The organism is Pseudomonas sp. DWP2-2, from assembly GCF_049897065.1.
GTDB lineage: Bacteria > Pseudomonadota > Gammaproteobacteria > Pseudomonadales > Pseudomonadaceae > Aquipseudomonas > Aquipseudomonas paracarnis.
The window spans coordinates 213,989-237,757 of the sequence record NZ_JAFCVN010000008.1; the positions used below are offsets into that span (position 1 = coordinate 213,989).

Below are 23,769 nucleotides of genomic sequence, written 5' to 3' on the forward strand. Positions count from 1 at the left end.
CGCCTCAGTGTGTGGTCGCCAGCGTCAGCGCTGGTTTGGGCCTGTGGAAAAAACGTTCAAGGTACAAGTATATGACCGGCGTGGTGAACAGCGTCAGCGCCTGGCTCACCAGCAAGCCACCGACCACCGCGATGCCCAGCGGCTGGCGCAGTTCCGCCCCAGGGCCTGCGCCGAGCATCAACGGCACCGCGCCGAGCAACGCAGCAAGGGTGGTCATGATGATCGGCCGGAACCGCGTGACGCAGGCTTCATAAATCGCATCTTCGGGCGGCAGCCCGCGTACCCGCTGCGCCTCCAGGGCGAAGTCGATCATCAAGATACCGTTTTTCTTCACGATGCCGATCAGCAGCACCAGGCCGATCAAGGCCATGATCGAAAAGTCCTGGCCCAGCAGCCACAACATGACCAGCGCACCGAGGCCCGCCGAGGGCAGGGTGGAAATGATCGTCAGCGGGTGCACAAAACTCTCATACAGCACACCCAGGATAATGTAGACCGCTACCAGCGCCGCGAGGATCAGCCAGGGTTGGTTGGCCAGCGAGCTCTGGAACGCCTGGGCCGCACCCTGGAAGTTGCCGATGATTGTGCTCGGCATCCCGATTTCGTTCTTGGCCTGGTCGAGCATGATCACTGCGTCGCCCAGGGCCACGCCGGGCGCGAGGTTGAATGACAGGTTGGCGGCGGGGAACATGCCGTCATGGCTGATGGACAACGGCCCGACTGTGGGCGGGTCGACTTTGGCCAAGGCCGACAGCGGCACCATTTCATTGGTCAGTGGCGAGCGCAGGTAAAAATAGTCGAGGCTTTCGGCCTTGCCGCGCTGTTGGCTGTCCAGTTCAAGTATCACTTGGTACTGGTTGATCTCGGTCTGGAACTCGTTGATCTGGCGCTGGCCGAAGGCGTCGTACAACGCCTGGTCGACATCGGTGGCGGTCAGCCCGAAGCGCGCGGCGGCCTGGCGGTCGATGCTGATATGGGTGATGCTGCCGCCCAGTTGCAGGTCGTTGGACAGGTCGCGAAACGCCGGGTTGGCGCGCAGTTTTTCGGTGAGGCGTTGGGTCCAGGTGTTCAGCGTCGGGCCGTCGTTGCTCTTGAGCACATATTGGTACTGGGCGCGGCTGGGGCCGGAGCTCAGGTTGATGTCCTGACCGGCGCGCAGGTACAGCACGATGCCCGGCACCTTCGCCAGTTGCGGGCGGATGCGGTCGATGAACTGGCTGGCGGACACATTGCGCTCACTGCGGTCTTTCAAGGCGATCCAGAAGCGGCCGTTGGCGATGGTCTGGTTGCTGCCGGTAACGCCCACCGAATGGGAAAACGCCTGCACCGCCGGGTCGGCCTTGACGATCTCGGCCAGGGCCTTGTGCTTGGCGACCATGTCCTTGTACGACACATCGGCCGCCGCTTCGCTGGTGCCGAGCACGAAACCGGTGTCCTGCACCGGGAAGAATCCCTTGGGAATGAACACATAGCCGACCACCGCCAGGGCCAGGGTTACCACGAAGATCGCGGCCATGCTGCGTTGGTGCGCCAGGGCACGGCGCAGGTTGCGCGCATAGCCGGCCAGCAGGCGTTCGCTGAAGCTGGGTTTGGCGTGGGCAGGGTGGGTAGGGGCACGCATGAACAAGGCGGCCAGCGTCGGTGCCAATGTCAGCGAAACCACCACTGAAATCAGAATGGTCGCGGTGGCCGTCAACGCAAACTCCTTGAACAACCGACCGACCACCCCGCCCATGAACAGCAGCGGAATAAACGCCGCCACCAGCGAGAAGCTGATGGATACCACGGTAAAGCCAATTTCACCCGAGCCCTTGATCGCTGCTTCGCGCTTGCCCAGGCCTGCCTCCAGGTGCCGATGGATGTTCTCCACCACCACAATCGCATCGTCCACCACAAAGCCCACGGCGATCACGATGGCCACCAGGGTCAGGTTGTTCAGGCTGAACCCCATCACATACATCAGGGCGAAACTGGCCACCAGCGAGACACCCAGCACCGCAGACACAATCAGCGTCGCCGACAGTTGACGCAGGAACAACGCCATCACCGCCACCACCAGCAGGATGGCGATCAGCAGGGTCATTTCCACTTCGTGCAGTGAGGCGCGGATAGTCTTGGTGCGATCGGTCAACACGCTGACCTGCACCGAGGCCGGCAACATGCCTTGCAGGCGCGGCAGCTCGGCTTGAATGCGGTCGACGGTGTCGACGATGTTGGCGCCGGGCTGGCGCGAAATCACCAGGTTCACCCCAGGCGTATCGCCGGACCAGGCTTGTACGTAGGCGTTTTCCGAGCCGTTGACGACGTTGGCGATATCACGCAGTTGAACCGGCGCACCGTTCTTGTAGGAAACGATCAGTTGGCCGTATTCCTCAGGGTGAAACAGCTGGTCGTTGGTCGACAGGGTGGACACGCTGTTGTCGCCATAGATCGCGCCCTTGGCCAAGTTGAGGCTCGACTGCTGGATGACCAGGCGTATATCGGCGAGCGTCAGGCCAATGGCCGCGAGCTTGTCAGGGGAGGCCTGCACGCGAATCGCCAAGCGTTGCTGGCCGGTGATGTTGATCTGGCCGACGCCGTCGATCTGGCTGATCTGGCGCGCCAGCAGGGTTTCCACGTAGTCGCTCAGCTCGGTGCTGGGCATGCTGCTGGAGCTGACGCTGAGGATCAACACCGGGCTGTCTGCCGGGTTGACCTTCCTCCAGGTAGGCAAGCTCGGCATGTCGCTGGGCAGCTTGCCGGACGCGGTGTTGATCGCGGCCTGGACTTCCTGGGCGGCGGTGTCGATGCTTTTTTCCAGGGTGAACTGCAGGGTCAAGAGGCTGGAGCCCAAGGCGCTACTGGAGGTCATCTGGGTCATGCCGGGGATGGCACTGAACTGCACCTCAAGAGGCGTGGCCACCGATGAGGCCATAGTGTCCGGGCTGGCGCCAGGAAGTTGCGCGGTAACCTGGATGGTCGGGAATTCCGCTTCCGGCAGTGGCGCGACGGCCAGGTTCGGGAAGGCAATAATCCCCAGCAACACCAACGCGAAGGTCAACAGCAGGGTGGCGACCGGGTGATCAACGCACCAGGCTGAGGGCGACCGGTTTGCGCTCATGGCTGCACCTGGGCGTCGGCGGTGTGGATCACTTGCGGCGGCTCCTTGAGCACCTCCACCTGCGCACCGGCCTTGAGTCGAGATTGCCCATCGCTGACCAGCACATCGCCGGCCCGCACGCCTTTGATGATATTGATGTCGCTGTTCTGGTAGGCGACTTGCACCGGTACCACCTCGACTTTGTCAGCGTTTACGCGGTACACGAAATGTGAGTCCAGCCCACGCTGCACCACGGTCGGCGGTACCACCAGGGCGTTCTTGTCGAGGGCCGTCTGGATTTTGATGGTCACCAGTTGTCCCGGCCATAGCTTATGCGCCGGGTTGCTGAACTCGGCCTTGGCCCGCAGGGTGCCGGTGGTGGAACTGATCTGGTTGTCGATCAGGCTCAGGTGGCCTTCGCCGAGCAGGTCGCCGGTCTGGCCATCGGTGTCGGCGCCCAGGTAGGCGTCGACGGTGGCCCGGGTGGGGGCGGCGATCAGGCCCTGCAAGGTTGGCAGCATCTGCTGTGGCAGCGAGAACTCAACGGCAATCGGGTCGAGTTGGGTGACGGTAAACAGCCCCTGGGTGTCGCTCATGCGCAGGAAGTTGCCTTCGTCCACGTTGCGGATGCCCACGCGGCCACTGACCGGGGAGCGAATCTGGGTATAGGAAAGTTGTACTTGAGCCGCATCAATGGCCGCCTGATTGCCCTGCACCGTGGCCTTGAGCTGGTTGACCAGTGCCTGTTGCTGGTCATAGGTCTGTTTCGACACACCGTCGTCGATGCTTAGCGCCTTGTAACGCTTGAGATTGACCAATGCCACTTGCAACTGTGCCTGGCTTTCGCCCAATTGCGCCTTGGCCTGGTCGAGGCTGGCGCGGATCGAGCGGTCGTCGATGGTAGCCAACAGATCGCCAGCTTTCACCGATTGGCCTTCCTTGACCAGCAACTGGGTGAGGATGCCGTCGATCTGCGGGCGAATCACCACGCTGTGCAACGACAGCACTGAGCCTATGCCGCTGACAAACCTGGGAACGTCCTGTTGCGCGACGCTCACTACCCGTACCGGGATCGCCGTGGCCGCTGCCAGGCGGGGCTTGGCAGGCCGTGTTACTGCCCAGGCGGCCACCGCCAATACCAAGAGGATGCCCACCATCAGGGCCGTGTTTCGTTTTGTCTGCATGGGAGGCGCCGGGGCGCAGTTGCACGTTTTAAGCTGCAAGCTGCCAGTTGAAGGTTGGGTAGCTGCTTTATAGCCCGGTAATGCGGTCAGCACGGTGACGCCAAACTGACAGCCGCGACAGCTAGCGCTTTTTACTTGTGGCTTGAAGCTTACCGCTTGCCGCTTTGCCCCCGTATACTGGCGCTTTTACGCCTATCGCTGCGCCGGAGCCCCTATGACTTCCCCAACCCAACCCCCTGTCGACGCGGCGGACCTCGTCGATTCGGCCACCGCCGACGGCGTTGAAAAAGCCGAGATCCCGGCGTTCAAGTTCCCCTTCAAACCGGGTGAGCTGGCTGGCGCCAAGAATGCCAGCCAGCCCTGGTACAAAGGCGGCGCCAAGAACGGCCATACCAAGACGCCAGGCATGGCGCCTCCGGGCACTCGCCGCTCCATGGGTAAACGCTAAGATTAAAGCGTTGCGTGCGTTATAGGCAGTTGCCTACATCGCCCGTGGACATTTCTGCTTGTAGGTCCGCGACCGATTCTTGAAAGCTTGCACAGCGTTTGCTTCGTCCCGATGACGCTCATCGGGGCGTGGTGAGTCAGCTTTCCGGAAAAGGACATTCCCGTGGCCCTGATACACCTTTGTGCGGTGCTTGCCCTCTTGCTCTCGACAAGTGTCGTTGCCGCCGACGTTCAACCTCGGCGTGAAATCCGTTTCGCCGTCGCTGCACATTTTCCACCTTTTCAAAGCCGCAATTCCCAAGGGCAATTGGTGGGGCTGAACATCGAACTGGGCAATGCCCTGTGCGAGCAGCTCAACGTGCGCTGTACCTGGGTTGACCAGATCGTCATGGAAAATTTCCCCGCTCTTGAGGCCAGGCAGTTCGACGCGATCATGGGCATGGCGCCCACCTGCAGTCGACGGCGACGGGTGAGTTTCACCCGTGATCTCTACCCGATCACCACTCGGCTGGTGGCGCGTAAAACCTCGGGCCTGCGCCCTAATCGACGGTCGCTCAGGGGCAAGCGTGTCGGGGTGCTGGTGCGCAGTAATCGGGAAGCCTTTGCCCTGTCGCAGTGGGCGCCGGCAGGGGTAATCATCAGGAGTTTCTGGCTCAACGACCAACTGGTGCAGAGCCTGGTTTCGGGCGATATTGACGCGACCCTTCAAGGCGCCGTGGAGATCCGAGAGGCCCTGCTAGACACGCCCCAGGGCTTGGACTTCAATTTCATGGGGCCGCCTGTGTCGTCTGGCCTGCTGGGTAATAGCGTGGCGATTGCGGTGCGAAAAACCGATACCGCGTTGCGTAATGAGCTTAATCACGCGTTTGAGCAACTGATGCACAATGGCGAATACCAACGCATCCTCCAGCCCTATCGCCTCGATGTGTTGCCTGCCCATCCATGAGCGCTAATGTGTGAGTGCAACTGTGTTCCCGAGAGGCGCCTATCTACCTGACACTCCGAGCTCCAAATGTGGGAGCTGGCTTGCCTGCGATGACGGCCTGACAGCCTGCGACTATCTAGCTGACACCCCACAGTTGGATCGAGGGGCGTCAGGGAAATTTTCGTCGAATGGTAGGCCGTCGCGGGAGCAAGCTCCCTCGCCACAGGTCCAGCGTCGCGCTGAAGTTGAGTAGATACCTACGCCAAAATAAGGCCGTAGTAGCCTAAGCCGCCCTCAACGAGATAAACGCATAATTGGCCGGCACCTCGGTGGCAATGCGCGCCCCGGCATCCAGCACCTGTTCAGCGATGTCCATCCCCGACACATGAAACACCCATTCATTGGCCATTGCCGGCTGTTCAACCGCCTGTTCAATGGCCTGGGCAAACGCCTGCATGTCCGGCAAGTACGCGGTAAACCCGTCGCCCTTGAGTGCGGTCGTGCGAATGCCAAGCAACGCGCACACCGCTTCCTTGGTCTGCACGTCATCACGGTCGGCCTGGCGTGAACGGCGAATCAGTTCGGCCAGTTGCGCATCCATCAACTCACCACCGACGATCAGCGCAGGGCCTTGCTCCCAGGATTCCGGCGGGCAGTCCTTGGCGCTTGGGTTCAGTGGGATATGCGGGTTGATCTCCATCGGGTAGATGCGGCACACCAGCGGGCGCCGTTCGTAGATGCGGCAGCGGTTGTCTTCGTCAAGATTCCGGCAGCGTCCGGCGTTGTAGGCGGCAAAGGTAATTGCCACAAACGCCTCGGTATTGCCGCTGGGCACGATCACTGAACGGCGCTCGGCATGTTCCCGTTGTTGCAGGGGCAGGCCCAGGCCGTTACCCAGAAAGCCTTCCACCAGAACGATGACGTTACCGCCGTCCGCCGCCCAGCTGCGGGCTTCTTCGAGGGTCAGGGGCACATGATGGTCGCTGCAGCATTTACCGCAACCGACGCAGGAAAAGTGTGTGTTCATGGCGGATCTGTCACCAGGCAAGGTCAGAGGGCACGCTTGAGGGGTGACGGGTTTTTACCTCTATCTACCGCTCAGGGGCTCTGGAAGCAAGTTATGCGCCAGTGAGGATCAGCCCTTGGATACGATGTCGCGCAGCACAAATCGCATGCCCGCACTTTCATACAGTTGCCGGGCGCGCAGGTTGCTCTCCAGCACCTTGAGGTCCACATAGGGTTCACCGCGCTGCTTGAATACCTGGAAGCTGTGCAGCAGCAAGGCGCGGCCCAGCCCTTGGCCTTGGGCAAAGGGGTGTACGGCCAGGTTCTTGATAAAGGCGCTGGTCCAGCATTGGGCCACTGCGAGAACACCGTCGTGGTTACTGGCCACCAGGCACAGCGTCGGGTCGTACTCGGCATCGGTGACGAACTGCTGGCGCCACTCATCCAGGTGGCCGACACGGCCGCCGCCCTGGTCCTGGGTCATGCGCAGCACGGCATGGATCGCCGGGGCCAGTTCATCGCGATAATGATCCAGCCGGGTATCCGCTGGCCACTGCGGGGCGGGAAGGCTGCCGGTGAGGTCGCGACGCAGCAGCTGGTAATACTCGCCCAAGGCTTACAGGCCCTTTTGCGCCACGGTTTGTGCGGCGACGACCAGGCATTTGGTCAATTCTGGGGATGAGAATTTGGTAAGTACTGAGTCGGCACCGGCCAGGCGTGCTTTTTCGCTGTTCATCGCGCTGTCCAGGGAGGTGTGCAACAGCACGTAGAGGTCCTTGAAATCCGGGGTTTCGCGCAGGGTGCGGGTGAGGGCGTAGCCGTCCATCTCAGACATCTCGATGTCCGACACCACCACGTTGATCTGTTCAACCGTGCCTTGAAGCTCCAGCAACACGTCGATGGCTTCCTTGGCGCTGCGGGCGGTGTGGCAGGTCAGGCCGAGGTTGCGCAGGGTGTGGACCGATTGCTGCAAAGCCACCTGGCTGTCGTCCACCACCAGGATGCGGGCGTTGCCCAGCACTTCGGCTTCTTCCATGGTCAGGTCGGTCGGCGCCGCTTCAATCGGTGCCGGGGCGATGCCATGGATGACTTTCTCGATATCCAGCACCTGCACCAGCCCACCTTCCACCTGGGTCACCCCGGTGATAAACGCCCGATTGCCGCCGGAGCCGTAGGGAGGCGGGCGGATATCGGTGGTCAGGCAATGCACGATCTTGCTCACCGCCTGCACGTGCAGGCCCTGTTTGGAACGGCTGACATCGGTGACGATCAGGCAGCCGCCATCCGGGTCTTGCAAGGGCATTTCACCCAGGGCGCGGCTCAAGTCGATCACCGACAACGAAGCGCCGCGCAAGGTGGCGATGCCTTTGACGTGCGGGTGGGACTCCGGCAGCTTGGTCAACGGCGGGCAGGGGATGATCTCGCTGACTTTCAACAGGTTGATGGCCATCAGCTTGCCGCTGCGCAAGGTAAAGAGCAGAAGCGAGAGTGAGTCTGCGCGGGCTTTGGTGGTGGACATAAAAACCTTCTGTGGATCAGGGATGACGATCTATACACCGTTATCGACCTTGTCCTCGAAAACTGTAGGAGCGAGCTTGCTCGCGAAGAACTTCAAAGCGCCGCGTTAAAACAGATTTTGCGCGTTATCGTTGACGTTTTTCGCGAGCAAGCTCGCTCCTACAGTGGGGTGGGGTGTCAGCCCTTCCAGGCCTGTGGGTTCACCAGATCCTGCGGGCGTTGGCCCAGCAGGGCGCTGCGCAGGTTGTCCACGGCGCGGTTGGCCATGGCTTCGCGGGTTTCACCGGTCGCCGAACCAATATGCGGCAGGGTCACCGCATTGCTCAGTTGGAACAACGGCGATTCAGCCAGCGGTTCCTTTTCGTACACATCCAGCCCGGCACCACGAATACGCTGGGTTTGCAGGGCTTCGACCAGCGCAGGCTCATCCACCACTGGCCCACGGGAGATATTGATCAGGATCGCGCTGGACTTCATCAACCCCAGCTCCCGGGTGCTGATCAGGTGATGGGTCTTGTCGCTCAACGGCACCACCAGGCAGACGAAATCCGCCTCGGCCAGCAACTGCTCCAGGCTGCGAAACTGCGCGCCCAGTTCCTGCTCCAGCGCGGTCTTGCGGCTATTGCCGCTGTAAAGGATCGGCATATTGAAGCCCAGGCGCCCACGCCGGGCCACGGCCGCGCCGATATTGCCCATACCGACGATGCCCAGGGTCTTGCCGTGCACATCGCAACCAAACAAAGGCGCGCCCACGCTGGCTTTCCATTGGCCGGCCTTGGTCCAGGCATCCAATTCGGCCACGCGGCGGGCGCTGCTCATCAGCAACGCAAAGGCCAGGTCGGCAGTGCTCTCGGTGAGCACATCGGGGGTGTTGGTGAGCAGGATCCCGCGCTCATTGAAGTACGGCACGTCGTAGTTGTCGTAGCCCACCGACACACTGGACACCACTTCCAGCTTGCTCGCGCTTTCAAGCTGCTCGCGGCCCAGCTTGCGACCCACACCGATCAAACCATGGACGTGGGGCAGGGCTTCGTTGAACTGTGCATTGATGTCACCCAGCTTGGGGTTGGGCGCGATCACCTCGAAATCCTGTTGCAGGCGTTCGATCATCGGCGGGGTGATACGGCTGAAGGCCAGGACAGTCTTTTTCATGGCAGAACTCCACTCAACATGTGGGAGCTGGCTTGCCTGCGATGACGGTGTGTCAGCCACTATTGTGTTGGCTGATCCACCGTCATCGCAGGCAAGCCAGCTCCCACAATAAATTTTTAGGGGGTGGGAAGCAGCATTTCAAAATCAGTTCGCCATCCGCACACCACCGCTCAACTCATACGCCACCAACTCCGCCTGGTGCGCCGCCAGAATTTCCGGCAACGAACCGCGCAGGTATTCCACCCAGGTTTTGATCTTTGCATCCAGGTATTGGCGCGAGGGGTAGATGGCGTACAGGTTCAGCTCCTGGGAACGGTAGGTCGGCATCACCCGCACCAGTGTGCCGTTGCGCAGCCCTTCGATGGCGGCGTACACCGGCAGCAGGCCGACGCCCATGCCGCTGGTGATCGCGGTTTTCATCGCATCGGCCGAGTTAACCAGGAAGGGCGAGCTGTTGATCGCCACGCTTTCCTGGCCTTCAGGGCCGTTGAAGGTCCATTTGTCCAGCTGGACCACCGGGCTGACCAGGCGCAGGCACGCATGGTTGAGCAAGTCCTGGGGCCGCTGTGCGCAGCCCTTGGCCTTGACGTAGTCCGGCGAGGCGCAGGCGATGCTGTAGGTGATGCCCAGGCGCTGGGAAACGAAACCTGAGTCCGGCAGTTCGCTGGCCAGCACGATGGACACGTCGTAGCCCTCGTCGAGCAAATCCGGCACGCGGTTGGCCAGGGTCAGGTCGAAGGTCACGTCGGGATGGGTGCGGCGATAGCGGGCAATGGCGTCAATAACGAAATGCTGGCCGATGCCGGTCATGGTGTGCACTTTCAACTGCCCGGCCGGGCGCGCATGGGCGTCACTGGCTTCGGCCTCGGCCTCCTCGACATAGGCGAGGATCTGCTCGCAGCGCAGCAAATAGCGTTTGCCGGCTTCGGTCAGCGCGATGCGCCGGGTGGTGCGGTTGAGCAAGCGGGTTTGCAGGTGGGCCTCAAGGTTGGAGACCGCGCGCGAGACGTTGGCCGTGGTGGTGTCCAGTTGCACGGCGGCGGCGGTGAAGCTGCCGGCTTCGGCCACGCAACTGAAGGCGCGCATGTTTTGCAAAGTGTCCATGGAGTGTTCTCAAGGGAGATAGCAAATTGTGACAGAAAGTTACGCTTTCAGTGATCCCTACCAACGGATTATCGCCTGAACGGTAACAAAGATTCACAGGAATGCCAGCTTATCGTCCTCCCTGGCGCCGCCTAGAATTGCGCCACCTCTCCCGCAACACCCTCTCAGGAATTCGCTTGCCGTGCCGCGTCGCATCAGCAGAGAGCTGAAGACTCTCAGTGTTTGGGCCTTAACGTCAGTCATCAGCGGTTGCATCGGAACCGGAGGAATCGCCCCGCAGGGCCAGGCGATCAACGCCAATAGCCTGGCCACCGACGCCGCGATCCAGAGCGCCGACCGCGACGCCCACTGGCCCACCGCCCAATGGTGGCAGGCCTACGGCGACCCGCAGCTCAACCGTTGGGTCGAACTCGCCACCCGCAACAGCCCCAGCCTGGCCGTGGCCGCCGCCCGTGTACGGCAAGCCCGAGCGCTGGCCGGGGTGGCCGAGTCGGCCGAGTCGCTGCAGATCAACAGCGACACCACCCTCAAGCGCCACAACTGGCCGAAGGATCAGTTCTACGGTCCTGGCGAATTGAGCGGCGCCAACACCTGGGACAACAATTCTTCCCTGGGACTGAGCTACGCCCTCGACCTGTGGGGCCGGGAAAGCAACACGACCGAACGTGCGGTCGACCTGGCGCACATGAGCGCCGCCGAAGCGCGCCTGGCCCAACTCGAACTGCAAAACAACGTGGTGCGCGCCTATATCCAGCTGTCGTTGCAGTACGCCAACCGTGACATCGCGGCCGCCACTCTGGCCCAGCAACAGCAGATCCTGGACCTGGCCAATAAACGCCTGGCCGCCGGGATCGGCACTCACTTTGACGTCAGCCAGGCTGAAACGCCGCTGCCGGAAACCCATCGCCAACTGGATGCCCTGGACGAGGAAATCGCCCTGAGCCGTAACCAACTGGCGGCGTTGGCCGGCAAAGGCCCGGGGGAGGGCGCGCAATTGCAGCGCCCGACCCTGGCCCTCGCCGCGCCGTTGAAATTGCCCTCCAGCCTGCCGGCGCAATTGCTCGGCCAACGCCCGGATGTGGTTGCAAGCCGCTGGCAGGTAGCAGCCCAGGCACGGGGTATCGATGTGGCTCATGCAGGCTTCTATCCCAACGTCGACCTGGTCGGCAGCCTTGGCTACATGGCCACCGGCGGCGGCATGCTGGAATTCCTGGCTGGGAAGAAATTCAACTACAACGTCGGCCCGGCGATCACCTTGCCGATCTTCGACGGCGGCCGCCTGCGTGCGCAATTGGGTGAAGCCAGTGCCGGCTACGACATCGCGGTGGCCCAGTACAACCAGACCCTGGTCAATGCGCTCAAGGGCATCAGCGACCAGTTGATCCGCCGCGAGTCCATGGACAAACAGTCGGCCTTCGCCGCGCAGTCGGTGGCCTCGGCGCAGAAAACCTACGACATCGCCATGGTCGCCTATCAACGTGGCCTCACTGACTACCTCAACGTGCTCAACGCCCAAACCTTGTTGTTTCGCCAGCAGCAGATCGAACAACAGGTGCAGGCGGCACGCCTCAGCGCCCATGCCGAGCTGGTGACCGCCTTGGGCGGCGGCCTCGGTGCTGGCGATGATGTGCCCACGGCTGCCAAGACACTCCCAAGCAAGACTCCGGCGGCGCTCGCCGTGTTTGATCACTGAGTAGGCCTTGATGACTCCCTTGCCTGCACCGCTGCGCTGGCTGCATTCCCTTGAGTGGCGCCGTGGTTTTTTCGACTGGGCACGCAGTGATGGCGTGACCTGGGTGTATATCTTCAAAGTGCTGGTCGCTGCGTTCCTGACGCTGTGGCTGGCCATGCGCCTGGAACTGCCGCAACCGCGCACGGCGATGATCACCGTATTTATCGTGATGCAGCCCCAGAGCGGCCAGGTGTTCGCCAAGAGTTTCTACCGTTTCCTAGGGACCTTGGCAGGCTCGGCGGTGATGGTGCTGTTGATCGCCTTGTTTGCGCAGAACACCGAACTGTTCCTGGGGGCGCTGGCGATCTGGGTCGGCATTTGCACCGCCGGTGCCACGCGCAACCGCAACTTTCGCGCCTATGGGTTCGTGCTCGCCGGCTACACCGCGGCGATGGTCGGCCTGCCGGCCCTGGCCCACCCGGACGGCGCCTTCATGGCGGCGGTGTGGCGGGTGCTGGAAATTTCTCTGGGGATACTGTGCTCGACACTGGTCAGCGCCGCCATCCTGCCGCAGACCTCCAGCGCCGCCATGCGCAACGCGCTGTACCAGCGCTTCGGTGTGTTCGCGCTGTTCGTGACTGACGGCCTGCGCGGGCGCAGCCAGCGCGAAGGCTTCGAGGCCAGCAACGTGCGCTTTATTGCCGAAGCCGTGGGCCTGGAAGGCTTGCGTAGCGTCACCGTGTTTGAGGACCCGCACATGCGTCGGCGCAACGGGCGGCTCAGTCGCCTCAACAGCGAATTCATGAGCATCACCACACGCTTCAACGCCTTGCACCAATTGCTCGAACGCTTGCGCGCCGATGAGGCCGACCATGTGGTGGCAGCGATCAAACCCGGCCTGCAAGACCTGGCCGAAGTGCTCGACAGCTTCTCTGGCCGCGCCCTCACCAGCCCCGATGCCGCGCGCCTGGTCAACCAACTGAGCGCCTACAAGGACGGCCTGCCCGCCAAGGTGCGCAGCCTGCGGGCGAGCTTCCAGGAGGGCAACCCGACGGACGCCGAGCAGTTGGATTTCCACACTGCCTACGAGCTGCTGTACCGTTTCGTCGACGACCTGCACAACTACGCGCAAACCCACGCGTCCCTGGCCGAGCATCGCCATGCGCGGGAGGATTGGCACGAAGCCTACACGCCAAAGACCAACTGGTTGGCCTGTGCCGCTGCCGGGGTGCGCGCCTCGTTTATCCTGGTTGTGCTGGGCAGTTACTGGGTGGCCACTGCCTGGCCCAGCGGCGCCACCATGACCCTGATCGCGGCGGCCACGGTGGGCCTGTCTGCTGCCACGCCCAACCCCAAGCGCATGGCGTTCCAGATGGCCTGCGGCACCTTGATCGGCGCTTTGGTCGGCTTTGTCGAAATGTTCTTCGTGTTCCCCTGGATCGACGGTTTCCCGCTGCTGTGCGTGATGCTCGCGCCGGTGATCATCTTCGGGGCCTTTCTGTCTTCACGCCCGCAATACGCCGGTGTGGGCGTGGGCCTGCTGATCTTCTTCAGCACCGGTTCGGTGCCGGATAACCTAACGGTCTACAACCCTTACACCTTTATCAACGACTACATCGCCATGGTCATCGGCATGCTGGTGTGCGCGGCGGCGGGTGCGATCATCCTGCCGCCCAACAGCCGCTGGTTGTGGCGCCGCCTGGAGCAAGACCTGCGTGAGCAAGTGGTGTATGCCATCAGCGGCAAGCTCAAGGGCCTGGCGTCGAGCTTTGAAAGCCGCACCCGCGACCTGCTGCACCAGGCGTATGGCCTCGCGGCCGGCGAGCCGCAGGTGCAGCGCGATTTGCTGTGCTGGATGTTCGTGGTGCTGGAGGTCGGCCACGCGATCATCGAGCTGCGCAAGGAGCAGGCGATTTTGCCGGTGCACCCGGCGTATGCCGAATCGCAGCCGTGGCGCCAGGCGATCCGCGTGATGGGGCGCTCGCTGGTGCGGCTGTTCCTGCAACCCAGCGCCAGCAACCTGGAGCGCGGGTTGATTGCCGTCGACCATGCGATCAGCCGTGTGCAGGCCACCGACGAACCCTTCGCCCCGCACTTCGACACCTCGGCCCTGCGCCGTGTGAAGAGCTACCTGCACTTTATTCGCACCTCGTTGCTCGACCCGCAATCGCCTCTGGCCGCCCTCAAAGGAGCCCCGAATGCCTCGTGAAATTGCATTCCACGGCATCTATATGCCGACCATGACCCTGATGTTCTTGATCGCAGCCGGGCTGGCCTGGGCGATTGATCGCTTCCTGGCCGGGTTCGACCTGTACCGTTTCTTCTGGCACCCGGCGCTGCTGCGCCTGAGCCTGTTCGCTTGCCTGTTCGGCGCCCTGGCGCTGAGCGTCTACCGTTGAGAATGCCCCGATGAAAAAGTTTTTCAGCCTGCTCGCCACCTTGCTGGTTCTGGCGTTGGCGATCTGGATTGGCCGCACGTTGTGGGTGCACTACATGCAAACGCCGTGGACCCGCGATGGTCGGGTGCGCGCCGACATTATCAATGTGGCGGCTGACGTCACCGGCGAAGTGGTGGACGTACCGGTACGCGATAACCAGTTGGTGAAAAAAGGCGACCTGCTGATGCAGATCGACCCCGAGCACTACCGCATTGCCGTCAAGCAAGCGCAATCGCTGGTGGCCTCCCGCAAGGCCACCTGGGAAATGCGCAAGGTCAACGCGCACCGCCGCGCCGACCTCGACGCCCTGGTGATCTCCAAGGAAAACCGCGACGACGCCAGCAACATCGCCGACTCGGCCCTGGCCGATTATCAGCACGCCCTGGCGCAACTGGAGGCCGCCGAACTCAACTTGAAACGCACGCGAGTACTGGCGGCGGTGGACGGTTATGTCACCAACCTCAACGTGCACCGTGGCGACTATGCGCGTATCGGCGAAGCGAAGATGGCTGTGGTGGATATGAATTCGTTCTGGGTGTATGGCTTCTTTGAAGAAACCAAACTGCCCCACGTGAAGGTGGGCGACAAAGCCGATATGCAATTGATGAGCGGCGAGACCTTGAAGGGCCATGTGGAAAGCATCTCGCGCGGCATCTACGACCGCGACAACCCCGAGAGCCGTGAACTGATCGCCGATGTGAACCCGACCTTCAACTGGGTGCGCTTGGCCCAGCGTGTGCCGGTGCGCATTCACATTGATGAAGTGCCGGAGGGCGTGTTGTTGGCGGCCGGGATTACCTGCACGGTGATCGTCAACCCAACACAAAACTAAAAAATGTGGGAGGGGCAAGCCCTAATGCCAGTCAGTCAAGGCTTTTGTAGGAGCGAGCTTGCTCGCGAAAAACTCATAGGCGCCGCGTTCATTCAGGAAGCACGCGTTATCGTTGAGGTTTTTCGCGAGCAAGCTCGCTCCTACAGTGGGCGATGTAAGCCCCCTCATACATCTAGACCCGCGTCAGGCTTTGATAAAGGTCTCATGCAAGTGCCGCCACAGCAGCGCGCCACTGGCCTGTTTCTCGAACACCACCGTGGCGCGGCGGTCGGTCTGGGTGCCACTGTCGTCAATCTGATGCTCGCGATACGTGACCGTCGCGCCGCGTGCATGGCGGTCAATCCCGGTCATTTCGCTCAAGGTGATTTTCAACCCCGGACGCATCCCGCCCAGGCGCGTGAACAAGGCATTGACCCCGGCCGTGTTGACCCGCGTACCGGTGGCGGGCGCCACCATGCTGAACTCGGGTGAGAAGCGCGCCAGCAGATTTTCCAGCGTGCCCTCAGGCGCAACGCCGGCAAACCATTGTTCGATCTCGACGTGGGTCTGGATCACTTCTTCAAAAAAATCGCTGTAGTCAATCATGTTTGGGCTCGCTGCAAGGGTGAAGCAGCGCGCGTACCCTGGAAGCATCCAGGCGCAACACTGCGAAAAGCGGCAACAGGGTCAGAGCTGCCGCCATCGTGAAGGTAATCGCGAAGGAATCCAAGGCCGACAGTACGGCACTGAGCACGGCGGCACCCACGCAGAAACTCACTTGCCGGTTCATGTTCCACAACGCGCTGGCGTGGCCCATGCGCTCGGCGGGAATATCCAGAAAGGCCAGGGTTTGTGCGGTGCTGCTGCACAAGCTGCCGCCCAGGCCCATCAAGACGTAGGCCGCAATAATCAGCGTCGGCTCGTTGAGCAGCAGGATACCGCCGCATTGCAGCGCCATGCCGGCCAGTAACAAGGGTTTGGGGCCAAAGCGATTGAAGAGTCGCTTGCTCAGGTAGATCGCCACGGCCGAGGCCAGTGCCCACGGCAGCATGAGCGCGCCGGTCTGGGTGGCGTCATACTCCAGGCCACGCACGTAGAGGATGGCGATCAGGCTGGTGCCGATAAATACCCCCGGAATACACAGGTAAACCAGCATTGCCACGCGCAGCATCGGGCTGGCGGCTTGTTTGAACACACTGCCCAGGTCCAGGGGCGGGCGCTCGGTTAAAGGCGCATCGGGTTTTATCCACAGCAGCGCCAGCAGCAGGGTCACTAGCGCCAGAGGCAGGTTGGCGTAGAAAATCCAACGCCAGGACAGGCTGTCGACAATCACCCCGCCCAACGCCGGGGACAGCGCTGGCACCAGCAACGCCACCGACATCACCCGCGCTGTCAATTGGCTGCGCTCGGCCGCGGGAAAGTGTCGGTAAGCCATGGCTTGCCCCACCGGAATCAGTAAGCCGCCGCCGAGCCCCTGCAAGGCGCGCCAAGCTATCAACGCTTCGATGGAGCCAGCCTGGCCGACCATCACCGATGCGCCGGCAAACAGCAGCAGGCTGGTAGCGATCAGGGTGCGCTCGCCCATGAGCGCCGCCAACCACACACTCAAGGGAATGATCACTGTCAGCCCGAGCATGTAGGCATTGCTGATCCACGCTAACTGGGTGACCGAGGCGTGCAGTTCGCGGGCGATATCCGGGTAGGCGACGGTGGCGACAAACATGTTCACCAGGTCCAGGGCAAAGCCCAACAAAAAGATCCAGGCGACTTTCGAGCGGTAGGTCATGAACGCGTTCCTGCGAGTGGAGCCGGCAGGGTAGGCCGCACGCAGGGTTTGGGATACGTCGGTTTGCCTGCTAGTTTGTCAAAAATTTTTTGACAAAGGAGGGCGTCCACCATGGTCAGCCTGGACCGTTTTGACACTTTCAAGGCCGTGGTCGAGGCCGGCTCGCTCACCGCTGCCGCGGACCTGCTGGGCCAGACTCGCGCCGTGGTCAGCTTCAACCTCAAGCGCCTGGAGGCGGAACTCGGCGTCACCCTGCTGACCCGCAACACCCGCCAACTGGCACTGACCGACGCGGGTGAGCGCTTCTACCTGCGCTGCACGCGCATGCTTGAAGAGGCCCGCCTGGCGGTAGAAGAAGCCCGCAGTGAACATGCCCAGCTCAAAGGCACCCTGCGTATCACCACCACTGTCGAATATGCCCTGGCTGTAGTTGCTCCGGCGGTAGAAGCCTTTCGACGCCTGCACCCGGACCTGAATATCCACTTATCCACATCCTCCACCCACGCCGATCTGATCTCCGAGCGTTTTGACGTGGCGATTCGGCTGGGGCGCTTGCTGGACTCCAATCACCGCGCAGTGCAGTTGTCCACATTCGACGTGTTCGCCGTCGCGGCGCCGCAGTTTGCCGCAGTTCAAACCCTGGCTGAGTTGGAGCAGTTGCCCAGGCTGGGCCACGGCCGCTTGAGCGAACTGAGCGTCACCGACCCGGCAGGTCTCGAACACCCTTATCGAGCCGGCCCGTCAGCCTTGGTGGCCGACAGCGCGGCGGTCCTTCAGGCATTTGCGGTGCGCGGCCACGGTGTGGCGGTTTTACCGCAATGGTTGGTGCAGAGGGATGTCGACGCGGGACGCTTGGTGCGCCTGTTGGCGGACCACCGCTTTGCCCCGCAAGGGGTTTACGCGATGTATCCGGACACGCGGCATTTGCCGCTGAAGGTGCGGGCGTTTATTGATTTCATGAAACCTTAGAGCCTACCGCCCAAGCCAAAGCGCTTCTTCAGCACCTTCTCCAACAACCCCTTGGGCAATAGCGCCGCCATCAACGGCAACGCGCGGCTGCCGTTACCCGAACGCAACAGGCGCGGCGGTTGCGCTTGCTGCACCGCCTTGAGCACGTCTGCAGCAAACTCACTGGCCGGGGTTGGCTTGTCCTGGGACGCTTGGCTGCGCGCACGAATGCCGTCGCGCAATGGCCACCATGGCGACTGTTCCTGGATCAGTAACTCGGCCTGGGCGCCGGCATTCTTCGCAAAGCTTGTATTGATCGCACCGGGCTGCACTTCCATCACCCGCACGCCAAACGGTGCCAGCTCCATGCGCAGGGCGTCGCTCAAGGCATGTACGGCGGCTTTGGATGCGCAGTAGGCGCCGGCGAACGGCGTCACCAGTACGCCGGAAACACTGCCGATATTCACCACCAGGCCCCTGCTGCGACGCAAGGCAGGAAACAGCGCCTGGGTCACGCCGACGATGGAAAACACATTGGTTTCGAATTGGCGTTGCATCGCCTCGGTACCGCCGTCGAGCAACGGGCCCATGGCGCCGTAGCCGGCGTTGTTGACCAGTACATCCAGCTCGCTCAATTGCTCGGCCAGGAGTTGTAAAGCGGCGCTGTCATTGACATCCAACTGCACAGCATTGAAGCCTGCGACCGCGAGGGCGGCGACGTCATCGGGTTGGCGGGCGCTGGCCCATACCTCGAAGCCTGCGCCTTTGAACGCGTCGGCGAGGGCGCGGCCGATGCCGCTGGAGCAACCGGTGATCAGTACGTTGGGCATGGGTCCATCCTTTGTCAGTCCGAGAAACTGCCTTGCAGATGCTCGGCGCGAAATTCCAGGGTTTGTGGGCGATAGCCGGGGCGCAGCGGCGGGGTGGGCAGGCAGTCATCCCAGGTGGCGCCCGCCTGCAACTCGCCGGGGCCGCGATAGCGTGGGGCGGCGTAGACGTTGTCGGCCAGGTTGACCGTATCGCCCGGTGCGTAGGCGGCCACGCGCCAGCGCAGTTCGGTGAGCGGTACATCGTTGCCGTTGTTGAGGGTCAGTTTGAGCGGTCGGTCGGCTGGGCAGTCTTGCGGCGCGTAGGTGATGCGCAACTCAAGACGCGCCAGTTGTGACGCTTCGCGATTGTCCAGCCATACCACCCAAACCGCGACAAACCCCAGGCCGACGGCAGCGGCCAACGATACCGGCAGCGCCTTGGCCGGGTAGCGCAGCAGCAGGATCAGCCAGGTGATGATCAGGAGAACGCCGAAGAACATGGAGACCACCTCGAATAGGGAACGAGCATCCTAACTTAAGCGTAGGCGGGATGGGTTAGCTTGAGCATTGTGCTGGCCGCACGGACGCCATCGCAGGCAAGCCAGCTCCCAAAGGTTGACCCTATTCCAATGATGTACCCGGTCAAACTATGGGAGTGGGCTCGCCCGCGATGACTGACTTACTGAGCACAAGCATCGGCCTGCAAGCCATCAATGCAAGCTTCCACCAGAGCCAAGCCAGTTTCCGCCAACGGCAGGCTCGCCCAATTCAGGCAACTCGGGTGTTCGGCCGTTCCTCAGGCACCGTTCGTCGCTACTGTCAGAGTTCACAGGTTCTTTATTTTTTAGAACCACTCAGTTTGTTGGACATAGCGGTGTATCTCTACCTGAGGGAATGCGTGGGCATGGACAACGACTCGAGAACTGACCGTCTGCTTCTTACGTTGGTCAACGAGCCCGAACGGCAAGTGGGCCTGGAAAAAGTCAGCTTCATCACCGCGATGCAGCAAATGGGCATGACGTCGGTGTTCGACATCATCGCCCAACCCAAGCCCCACTTCGTCCAACGCCTGGGTGAGATCTGCGAGGCGGATGGCGAGGTGGCCTATGACAATGCCATGTGCTATGCGGTGCAGATCGGTCGGCTGTACCGTGAACACCAGGTATCCAACGGCAGAACCCAGTACCAGGGCCAGCAGACCGGTGTGCGTGCGCTGGTCGATGTCGGGCCGAGTTTCCCGAACCTGTTCAAGGAAAACTGGGATGAGTTCTGCAAAGTGGGCGCGATGGCGGCGGTCGATTCGCCGGTGGCCTACCTCAGCGCTCAATATCGTTTCGCTACGCGCACCCTGGAAGGCTCCGGCCAGGGTGATCGGCCCAAGATTCTGTTGAGGACTCGGCGGCCCGATCTGGAGGGGTTGATCATTGACCAGCAAAGCACCTTTACCCCCAGACCGATGCTGGAGTTAGTCAATGAGATACTTATGGCCGACATCGCCCGGTACCGGACAGGAAAGCCGGATGCCAACAAGCCGATTTACGACGTGCTGGCCGAGCGGCGCTATCCGTTCATGTTTCCGTATTACTACCCTCACCACCAATGCCGATTAGGGCTGGCCGAAAAGAAGCTTGAGTTGGGGGAGTTGAACTATCGCATCAGCTTGCAGTTGCCCATCAGCCAACGGGGCTTGAACGATTATGGCGTGGTGCAGAACACTGCAGCGCAAGCGCAACTGTTGATGTCGGGGTTAAGCCCTCAGCAACAGCAACTGTTGATCGAACCTTCATTGTTCACCACGTTTTATCTATCGAAGGCTCAGCTGACGCAGACCTGGGCAGGGCCGGGGACTTCTCATCTGAGTCCGCATTCGGCCATCAGGATTGCTTTACTGATATCCCCACAGTCAAGCCTGAAGTCTGTTGTGCCTCAGGCAGAAACCTTAGTCAACCAAGGGAAATTGACGAGCACGGCAACGATTGAATTCTCGGGGCCTGACGATACTAAACGAGAGGGTCTTTTCTGGATTAATTCTGGGACGCCGTTATATGCGAACACGGCTAATATTTGGACGCCTAATTATCTTCACCCCGCGAATACCTCAACAATCTGCACAGTTATCCGCTGGGGGGGAGAAGAACCGTTTCCTATCGAACCGGGCTATCGAGCCTCATTTACTGTCACCACCACCACGGGCACTACCACTAGGCCCGTTTCACTGGCGGTACTCAGCTTCACCATTGTCCTGGATGAGTACGTGACATGGACGGCCGAGCAGCAGGAGTTTTTTCAGCGCAGTTACGGTCTCCAAGGTATTGGTCACGTTGACAACCCACTGGTGCAGCTCGAGACCTTCATGCAACGTTCGGAGCTGGATGCCGAGCAGGTCGAGGCGCTTTTATCCCAGCGTCAGCATTTCCCCCACGTGTCTCCCAATTGCCCCAGCGGCAACCCACAATGGACGGGGGGCAATGGCGTCGGCAAGGCATACCCGCACGCCTCTCACTATGGCGCGTGTTATGTCAACGGCCATGGCAGCGAGCGTTATGACAGTGTTGTGCCTGCTACCGTTGTCTCGACGTGTGCGGACCAGTTCGACAATTCCATGGGCCTCAAGGAAACCACGCTCGGTAGCCGCACGGTCTGGTACCTGACTAAAACGTCCCCTCAACGGTTTGACCGCCTGCAACGCATGATTCGTCTGCAGCGCTGGCTGAAGAAAGACCTGGGTATGGACATGTCCTATGCCGAACTGGACACGCTGCTCATTTGCGCCATCCGCAGCGAGGGTGAACACAACCTGACCATGGACCTGAACACCAATACCCTGCGGGTCTTGGGTGTTTATCGTTATTTCAGCCGACGTTATGGCATCAAGCCCGAAGAATTTGCGGCGTTCCTCCACGATCTCACGCCTTACGCCACGGGTGACAAGGTGCCGCTGTTTGACCAAGTCTTTAACCCTGCTGCGCTGTTCGATACGCCTTTGGAACTCAATAGAGCCGCCTTTAATGTCAGTGGGACAGACGCTGCGAACAAAAAAATCGTCGCACAACTCTGTGCCGCGCTCGGCCTTGAGCCTACAGAGTCATCGCTTTCTCGCTTGGCCAACCAAACGAAGGATTTTGTTGGGCCGTTACTCCGCGACCTTGGCACCCTGTCCTCGCTCTACCGTCAGGCGCGTATTCCGCAAATGTTTGGCTTGTCGCCGGAGGAAGGCTGGGGCCTGGTGGATATGCTGGGGGGGCTGGAGTACCAGCGATTACTCTGTACCGGGCGCCTGCTACAACCCTCATTGTCGTCCCTCAGGCCATGGTCGTTGACTGCGCAGGGCGCCAGCGATATGAGCATCAGGCTGGTGCTGGTGGTTGATGCCGCGCATGAAGGTACCTTATTGCGTCTGCTGCCAGGTTCAGCCTTGTTTGTGCTGGCGGGGACCGACTTTGCATCAGCAGCTGGCACGCGGGTGTTTACCCTGGAACGGCAGCCCCAGCATTCAGACGAAGAAAACTTCGTGCGCAATCCTGACGGCAGCGCGCTTACGCTTGAACCGTTGAGCGCTGGTGGGACGTTGTCGCTCAGCGGCAAGCGCCTTTCAAGGACAGCTTGGGAGGTAATAACCAGCCAACCGTCTTCAATTCACCACCTGCAAGTAAAGTGCGGCTCGCTGCCTAAAAGACACCTACCGACCGTAGAGGCTTGGGAAGAGGATGCGATGGCGCCCGCGCCTGACGTTCTCGATGTGTTGATGCAGATGGATTGGGCCGTGAATTGGCTCAAGGACAGCAAGCAAAGTGTTACCGGGGTACGGCGCGCGTTGGGCCTGGAGCCTGGAGATTACCTGCCCCCCCAAGGCTTGGTGGACCGCTTGGGCATATTGGCCGCCGCGACGCGAGAGGTATTGATTACCGATGAGCAGATCTCGGCGCTGAATCTGCCTGTTTATGAACGGCCCAAGTCCGCTGCCGCACGAGAGCCCATCAAATGGCGCGAAGTGCTGCAGTATTTGCTGGACCCGCAGGGACTGGTGAGGCCTGTTCCGCTCACAGGTCTCGAAGACCCCCATCATTACTTGCAAGAAGCGATTAACTATCGAGTGGGGCAGTTGAACCTCTTCCCCGATGAGCGTGAGCAGAGCGTGGCGAAGCTTGCCGGCTTGTTGCTGGCCGGCCATGACCACCAACTGCGGCTGATCGAAGGTTTGGCACAAGAAATGATCAACCTGCCGATGGACCGCACCCAAGTTGTACTGCGTTGGGCACAAACCTCGGTACACGCCCTGTTGTCAGCGGTGTTGGGGCTGGCTACTGCAGCCGCCACTGACTCATTGATCAATCAACTCGAGCGTGTATTGCGTCATGGGACAGTGGTGATGGACCTGCGGTTGAGCACCAGTGCCTTGCGTGTGTTTTTGCTTAATCCGCAATGGCTGGGAGTTCCGGGTAGAAATCTGGAGTTGAACCTCAAGAGCTTCTACCTGCTGAGCCGCTACAGTCAGTGGTTTCATGGCCAAAGCCAGGCGGAGGAGGCATTGCTGGGTTATTTCATCGCGGCCAACCCCGGAAAAACAGCGCTCAAAAACAAAACATTGCGCGCTGCAGTCAGCGACCAGGCCGCTTTCGTTTTGGCCAGGCTGTTGGGGTGGCGGCAGGACGACGTGCATGAGCTTTTCCAACTGCTGGCGCAAAAGCGCGCCTGCTCCATGGCCGACATCGACTGGATCCTGCGCAGCCAAGCCACCTGTGCCGCCAGCGGCCTGGCTGCGGCGGACTTGCTCAGGGCCACAGCCCTGCACGGCGACAGTACGGGTGTGGCCTGGCAAGCGGTAGGCAATGTGGTCATGGCTGCCCGGCGCTGAGCGCCTGCGCACTTTTACGATGAATAAGGAGCGAGC

Annotated in this window: 19 protein-coding genes; 8 read left to right on the forward strand and 11 right to left on the reverse strand. The window is 61.3% G+C overall.

Going from position 1 to position 23,769, the window contains the following annotated elements:
* Positions 1-4 precede the first annotated feature (4 nt).
* Entirely contained in the window at positions 5-3,100 is a 3,096-nt protein-coding gene (locus tag ACP7CZ_RS19005) for a multidrug efflux RND transporter permease subunit (protein WP_294163708.1), read from the reverse strand.
* Positions 3,097-4,263, reverse strand: a complete 1,167-nt coding sequence (locus tag ACP7CZ_RS19010; protein WP_060763539.1) for an efflux RND transporter periplasmic adaptor subunit — start codon at positions 4,261-4,263, stop codon at positions 3,097-3,099. Before ACP7CZ_RS19010 ends, ACP7CZ_RS19005 begins: the two co-directional genes overlap by 4 nt.
* Positions 4,264-4,477: 214 nt before the next feature.
* Here ACP7CZ_RS19010 and ACP7CZ_RS19015 point away from each other — a divergent pair, with 214 nt between their 5' ends.
* Both ACP7CZ_RS19015 and ACP7CZ_RS19020 read left to right on the forward strand, forming a co-directional pair.
* Entirely contained in the window at positions 4,478-4,711 is a 234-nt protein-coding gene (locus tag ACP7CZ_RS19015) for a hypothetical protein (RefSeq protein ID WP_034126350.1), read from the forward strand.
* Positions 4,712-4,873: 162 nt separating this feature from the next.
* Entirely contained in the window at positions 4,874-5,656 is a 783-nt protein-coding gene (locus tag ACP7CZ_RS19020; protein WP_034126351.1) for a transporter substrate-binding domain-containing protein, read from the forward strand.
* Between the two features lie 262 nt (positions 5,657-5,918).
* On the opposite strand, the gene ACP7CZ_RS19025 is transcribed toward ACP7CZ_RS19020, so the two are convergent.
* From ACP7CZ_RS19025 to ACP7CZ_RS19045, 5 genes are all read right to left on the reverse strand, one after another.
* A complete protein-coding gene (locus ACP7CZ_RS19025; RefSeq protein WP_054898819.1) occupies positions 5,919-6,662 on the reverse strand; it encodes a YkgJ family cysteine cluster protein in 744 nt (247 codons plus the stop codon).
* Between the two features lie 108 nt (positions 6,663-6,770).
* Positions 6,771-7,253: a GNAT family N-acetyltransferase gene (locus tag ACP7CZ_RS19030; protein WP_054898820.1), complete on the reverse strand. Its 483-nt coding sequence runs from the start codon at positions 7,251-7,253 to the stop codon at positions 6,771-6,773.
* Between the two features lie 3 nt (positions 7,254-7,256).
* The gene (locus tag ACP7CZ_RS19035) at positions 7,257-8,159 is read right to left on the reverse strand and encodes a chemotaxis protein CheV (protein ID WP_014716988.1); all 903 of its coding nucleotides are present in this window, start codon (positions 8,157-8,159) and stop codon (positions 7,257-7,259) included.
* A 176-nt stretch (positions 8,160-8,335) separates the two neighbouring features.
* The gene (locus tag ACP7CZ_RS19040) at positions 8,336-9,310 is read right to left on the reverse strand and encodes a 2-hydroxyacid dehydrogenase (RefSeq protein WP_054898821.1); all 975 of its coding nucleotides are present in this window, start codon (positions 9,308-9,310) and stop codon (positions 8,336-8,338) included.
* 144 nt (positions 9,311-9,454) lie between these two features.
* On the reverse strand, positions 9,455-10,414 hold the full coding sequence (locus ACP7CZ_RS19045) for a LysR family transcriptional regulator (RefSeq protein ID WP_034126355.1): 960 nt from the start codon (positions 10,412-10,414) through the stop codon (positions 9,455-9,457).
* Positions 10,415-10,595: 181 nt separating this feature from the next.
* Between ACP7CZ_RS19045 and ACP7CZ_RS19050 the strand changes: the two genes are divergently transcribed.
* The 4 genes from ACP7CZ_RS19050 to ACP7CZ_RS19065 are packed head-to-tail and all read left to right on the forward strand — an operon-like array spanning position 10,596 to position 15,356.
* Entirely contained in the window at positions 10,596-12,107 is a 1,512-nt protein-coding gene (locus ACP7CZ_RS19050) for an efflux transporter outer membrane subunit (RefSeq protein WP_294163724.1), read from the forward strand.
* A gap of 10 nt (positions 12,108-12,117) precedes the next feature.
* Positions 12,118-14,295 (forward strand): FUSC family protein, encoded by a 2,178-nt coding sequence (locus ACP7CZ_RS19055; protein ID WP_294163727.1) that lies wholly within the window; start codon positions 12,118-12,120, stop codon positions 14,293-14,295.
* Complete coding sequence (locus ACP7CZ_RS19060) at positions 14,285-14,485, forward strand: DUF1656 domain-containing protein (protein WP_005784982.1); 201 nt, start codon at positions 14,285-14,287, stop codon at positions 14,483-14,485. Before ACP7CZ_RS19055 ends, ACP7CZ_RS19060 begins: the two co-directional genes overlap by 11 nt.
* A 10-nt stretch (positions 14,486-14,495) precedes the next feature.
* Positions 14,496-15,356, forward strand: a complete 861-nt coding sequence (locus ACP7CZ_RS19065) for an efflux RND transporter periplasmic adaptor subunit (protein WP_057976894.1) — start codon at positions 14,496-14,498, stop codon at positions 15,354-15,356.
* Between the two features lie 183 nt (positions 15,357-15,539).
* On the opposite strand, the gene ACP7CZ_RS19070 is transcribed toward ACP7CZ_RS19065, so the two are convergent.
* Both ACP7CZ_RS19070 and ACP7CZ_RS19075 read right to left on the reverse strand, forming a co-directional pair.
* Positions 15,540-15,941 (reverse strand): hypothetical protein, encoded by a 402-nt coding sequence (locus tag ACP7CZ_RS19070; RefSeq protein WP_034126358.1) that lies wholly within the window; start codon positions 15,939-15,941, stop codon positions 15,540-15,542.
* Positions 15,934-17,121, reverse strand: a complete 1,188-nt coding sequence (locus tag ACP7CZ_RS19075) for an MFS transporter (protein ID WP_294163751.1) — start codon at positions 17,119-17,121, stop codon at positions 15,934-15,936. The genes ACP7CZ_RS19070 and ACP7CZ_RS19075 overlap by 8 nt, the downstream gene beginning before the upstream one ends.
* Before the next feature lie 111 nt (positions 17,122-17,232).
* On the opposite strand from ACP7CZ_RS19075, the gene ACP7CZ_RS19080 reads away from it, so the two are divergent.
* On the forward strand, positions 17,233-18,090 hold the full coding sequence (locus tag ACP7CZ_RS19080; protein WP_054898827.1) for a LysR family transcriptional regulator: 858 nt from the start codon (positions 17,233-17,235) through the stop codon (positions 18,088-18,090).
* On the opposite strand, the gene ACP7CZ_RS19085 is transcribed toward ACP7CZ_RS19080, so the two are convergent.
* Both ACP7CZ_RS19085 and ACP7CZ_RS19090 read right to left on the reverse strand, forming a co-directional pair.
* Complete coding sequence (locus tag ACP7CZ_RS19085; protein WP_236453701.1) at positions 18,087-18,899, reverse strand: SDR family oxidoreductase; 813 nt, start codon at positions 18,897-18,899, stop codon at positions 18,087-18,089. The genes ACP7CZ_RS19080 and ACP7CZ_RS19085 overlap by 4 nt on opposite strands.
* Positions 18,900-18,913: 14 nt before the next feature.
* Positions 18,914-19,378, reverse strand: a complete 465-nt coding sequence (locus ACP7CZ_RS19090; RefSeq protein WP_034126362.1) for a hypothetical protein — start codon at positions 19,376-19,378, stop codon at positions 18,914-18,916.
* A gap of 170 nt (positions 19,379-19,548) precedes the next feature.
* Here ACP7CZ_RS19090 and ACP7CZ_RS19095 point away from each other — a divergent pair, with 170 nt between their 5' ends.
* A complete protein-coding gene (locus tag ACP7CZ_RS19095; RefSeq protein ID WP_294163786.1) occupies positions 19,549-23,733 on the forward strand; it encodes a Tc toxin subunit A in 4,185 nt (1,394 codons plus the stop codon).
* Positions 23,734-23,769: the final 36 nt, after the last annotated feature.

Excerpts from the sequence above, each read along its gene's own strand:
- ACP7CZ_RS19080 (WP_054898827.1), top strand. The coding sequence starts at position 17,233 with ATGGTCAGCCTGGACCGTTTTGACACTTTCAAGGCCGTGGTCGAGGCC.
- ACP7CZ_RS19070 (WP_034126358.1), bottom strand. The coding sequence starts at position 15,941 with ATGATTGACTACAGCGATTTTTTTGAAGAAGTGATCCAGACCCACGTC.
- ACP7CZ_RS19085 (WP_236453701.1), bottom strand. The coding sequence starts at position 18,899 with ATGCCCAACGTACTGATCACCGGTTGCTCCAGCGGCATCGGCCGCGCC.
- ACP7CZ_RS19005 (WP_294163708.1), bottom strand. The coding sequence starts at position 3,100 with ATGAGCGCAAACCGGTCGCCCTCAGCCTGGTGCGTTGATCACCCGGTC.
- ACP7CZ_RS19025 (WP_054898819.1), bottom strand. The coding sequence starts at position 6,662 with ATGAACACACACTTTTCCTGCGTCGGTTGCGGTAAATGCTGCAGCGAC.
- ACP7CZ_RS19015 (WP_034126350.1), top strand. The coding sequence starts at position 4,478 with ATGACTTCCCCAACCCAACCCCCTGTCGACGCGGCGGACCTCGTCGAT.
- ACP7CZ_RS19075 (WP_294163751.1), bottom strand. The coding sequence starts at position 17,121 with ATGACCTACCGCTCGAAAGTCGCCTGGATCTTTTTGTTGGGCTTTGCC.
- ACP7CZ_RS19010 (WP_060763539.1), bottom strand. The coding sequence starts at position 4,263 with ATGCAGACAAAACGAAACACGGCCCTGATGGTGGGCATCCTCTTGGTA.
- ACP7CZ_RS19040 (WP_054898821.1), bottom strand. The coding sequence starts at position 9,310 with ATGAAAAAGACTGTCCTGGCCTTCAGCCGTATCACCCCGCCGATGATC.
- ACP7CZ_RS19090 (WP_034126362.1), bottom strand. The coding sequence starts at position 19,378 with ATGTTCTTCGGCGTTCTCCTGATCATCACCTGGCTGATCCTGCTGCTG.
- ACP7CZ_RS19065 (WP_057976894.1), top strand. The coding sequence starts at position 14,496 with ATGAAAAAGTTTTTCAGCCTGCTCGCCACCTTGCTGGTTCTGGCGTTG.
- ACP7CZ_RS19095 (WP_294163786.1), top strand. The coding sequence starts at position 19,549 with ATGACTGACTTACTGAGCACAAGCATCGGCCTGCAAGCCATCAATGCA.
- ACP7CZ_RS19045 (WP_034126355.1), bottom strand. The coding sequence starts at position 10,414 with ATGGACACTTTGCAAAACATGCGCGCCTTCAGTTGCGTGGCCGAAGCC.
- ACP7CZ_RS19060 (WP_005784982.1), top strand. The coding sequence starts at position 14,285 with ATGCCTCGTGAAATTGCATTCCACGGCATCTATATGCCGACCATGACC.
- ACP7CZ_RS19035 (WP_014716988.1), bottom strand. The coding sequence starts at position 8,159 with ATGTCCACCACCAAAGCCCGCGCAGACTCACTCTCGCTTCTGCTCTTT.
- ACP7CZ_RS19055 (WP_294163727.1), top strand. The coding sequence starts at position 12,118 with ATGACTCCCTTGCCTGCACCGCTGCGCTGGCTGCATTCCCTTGAGTGG.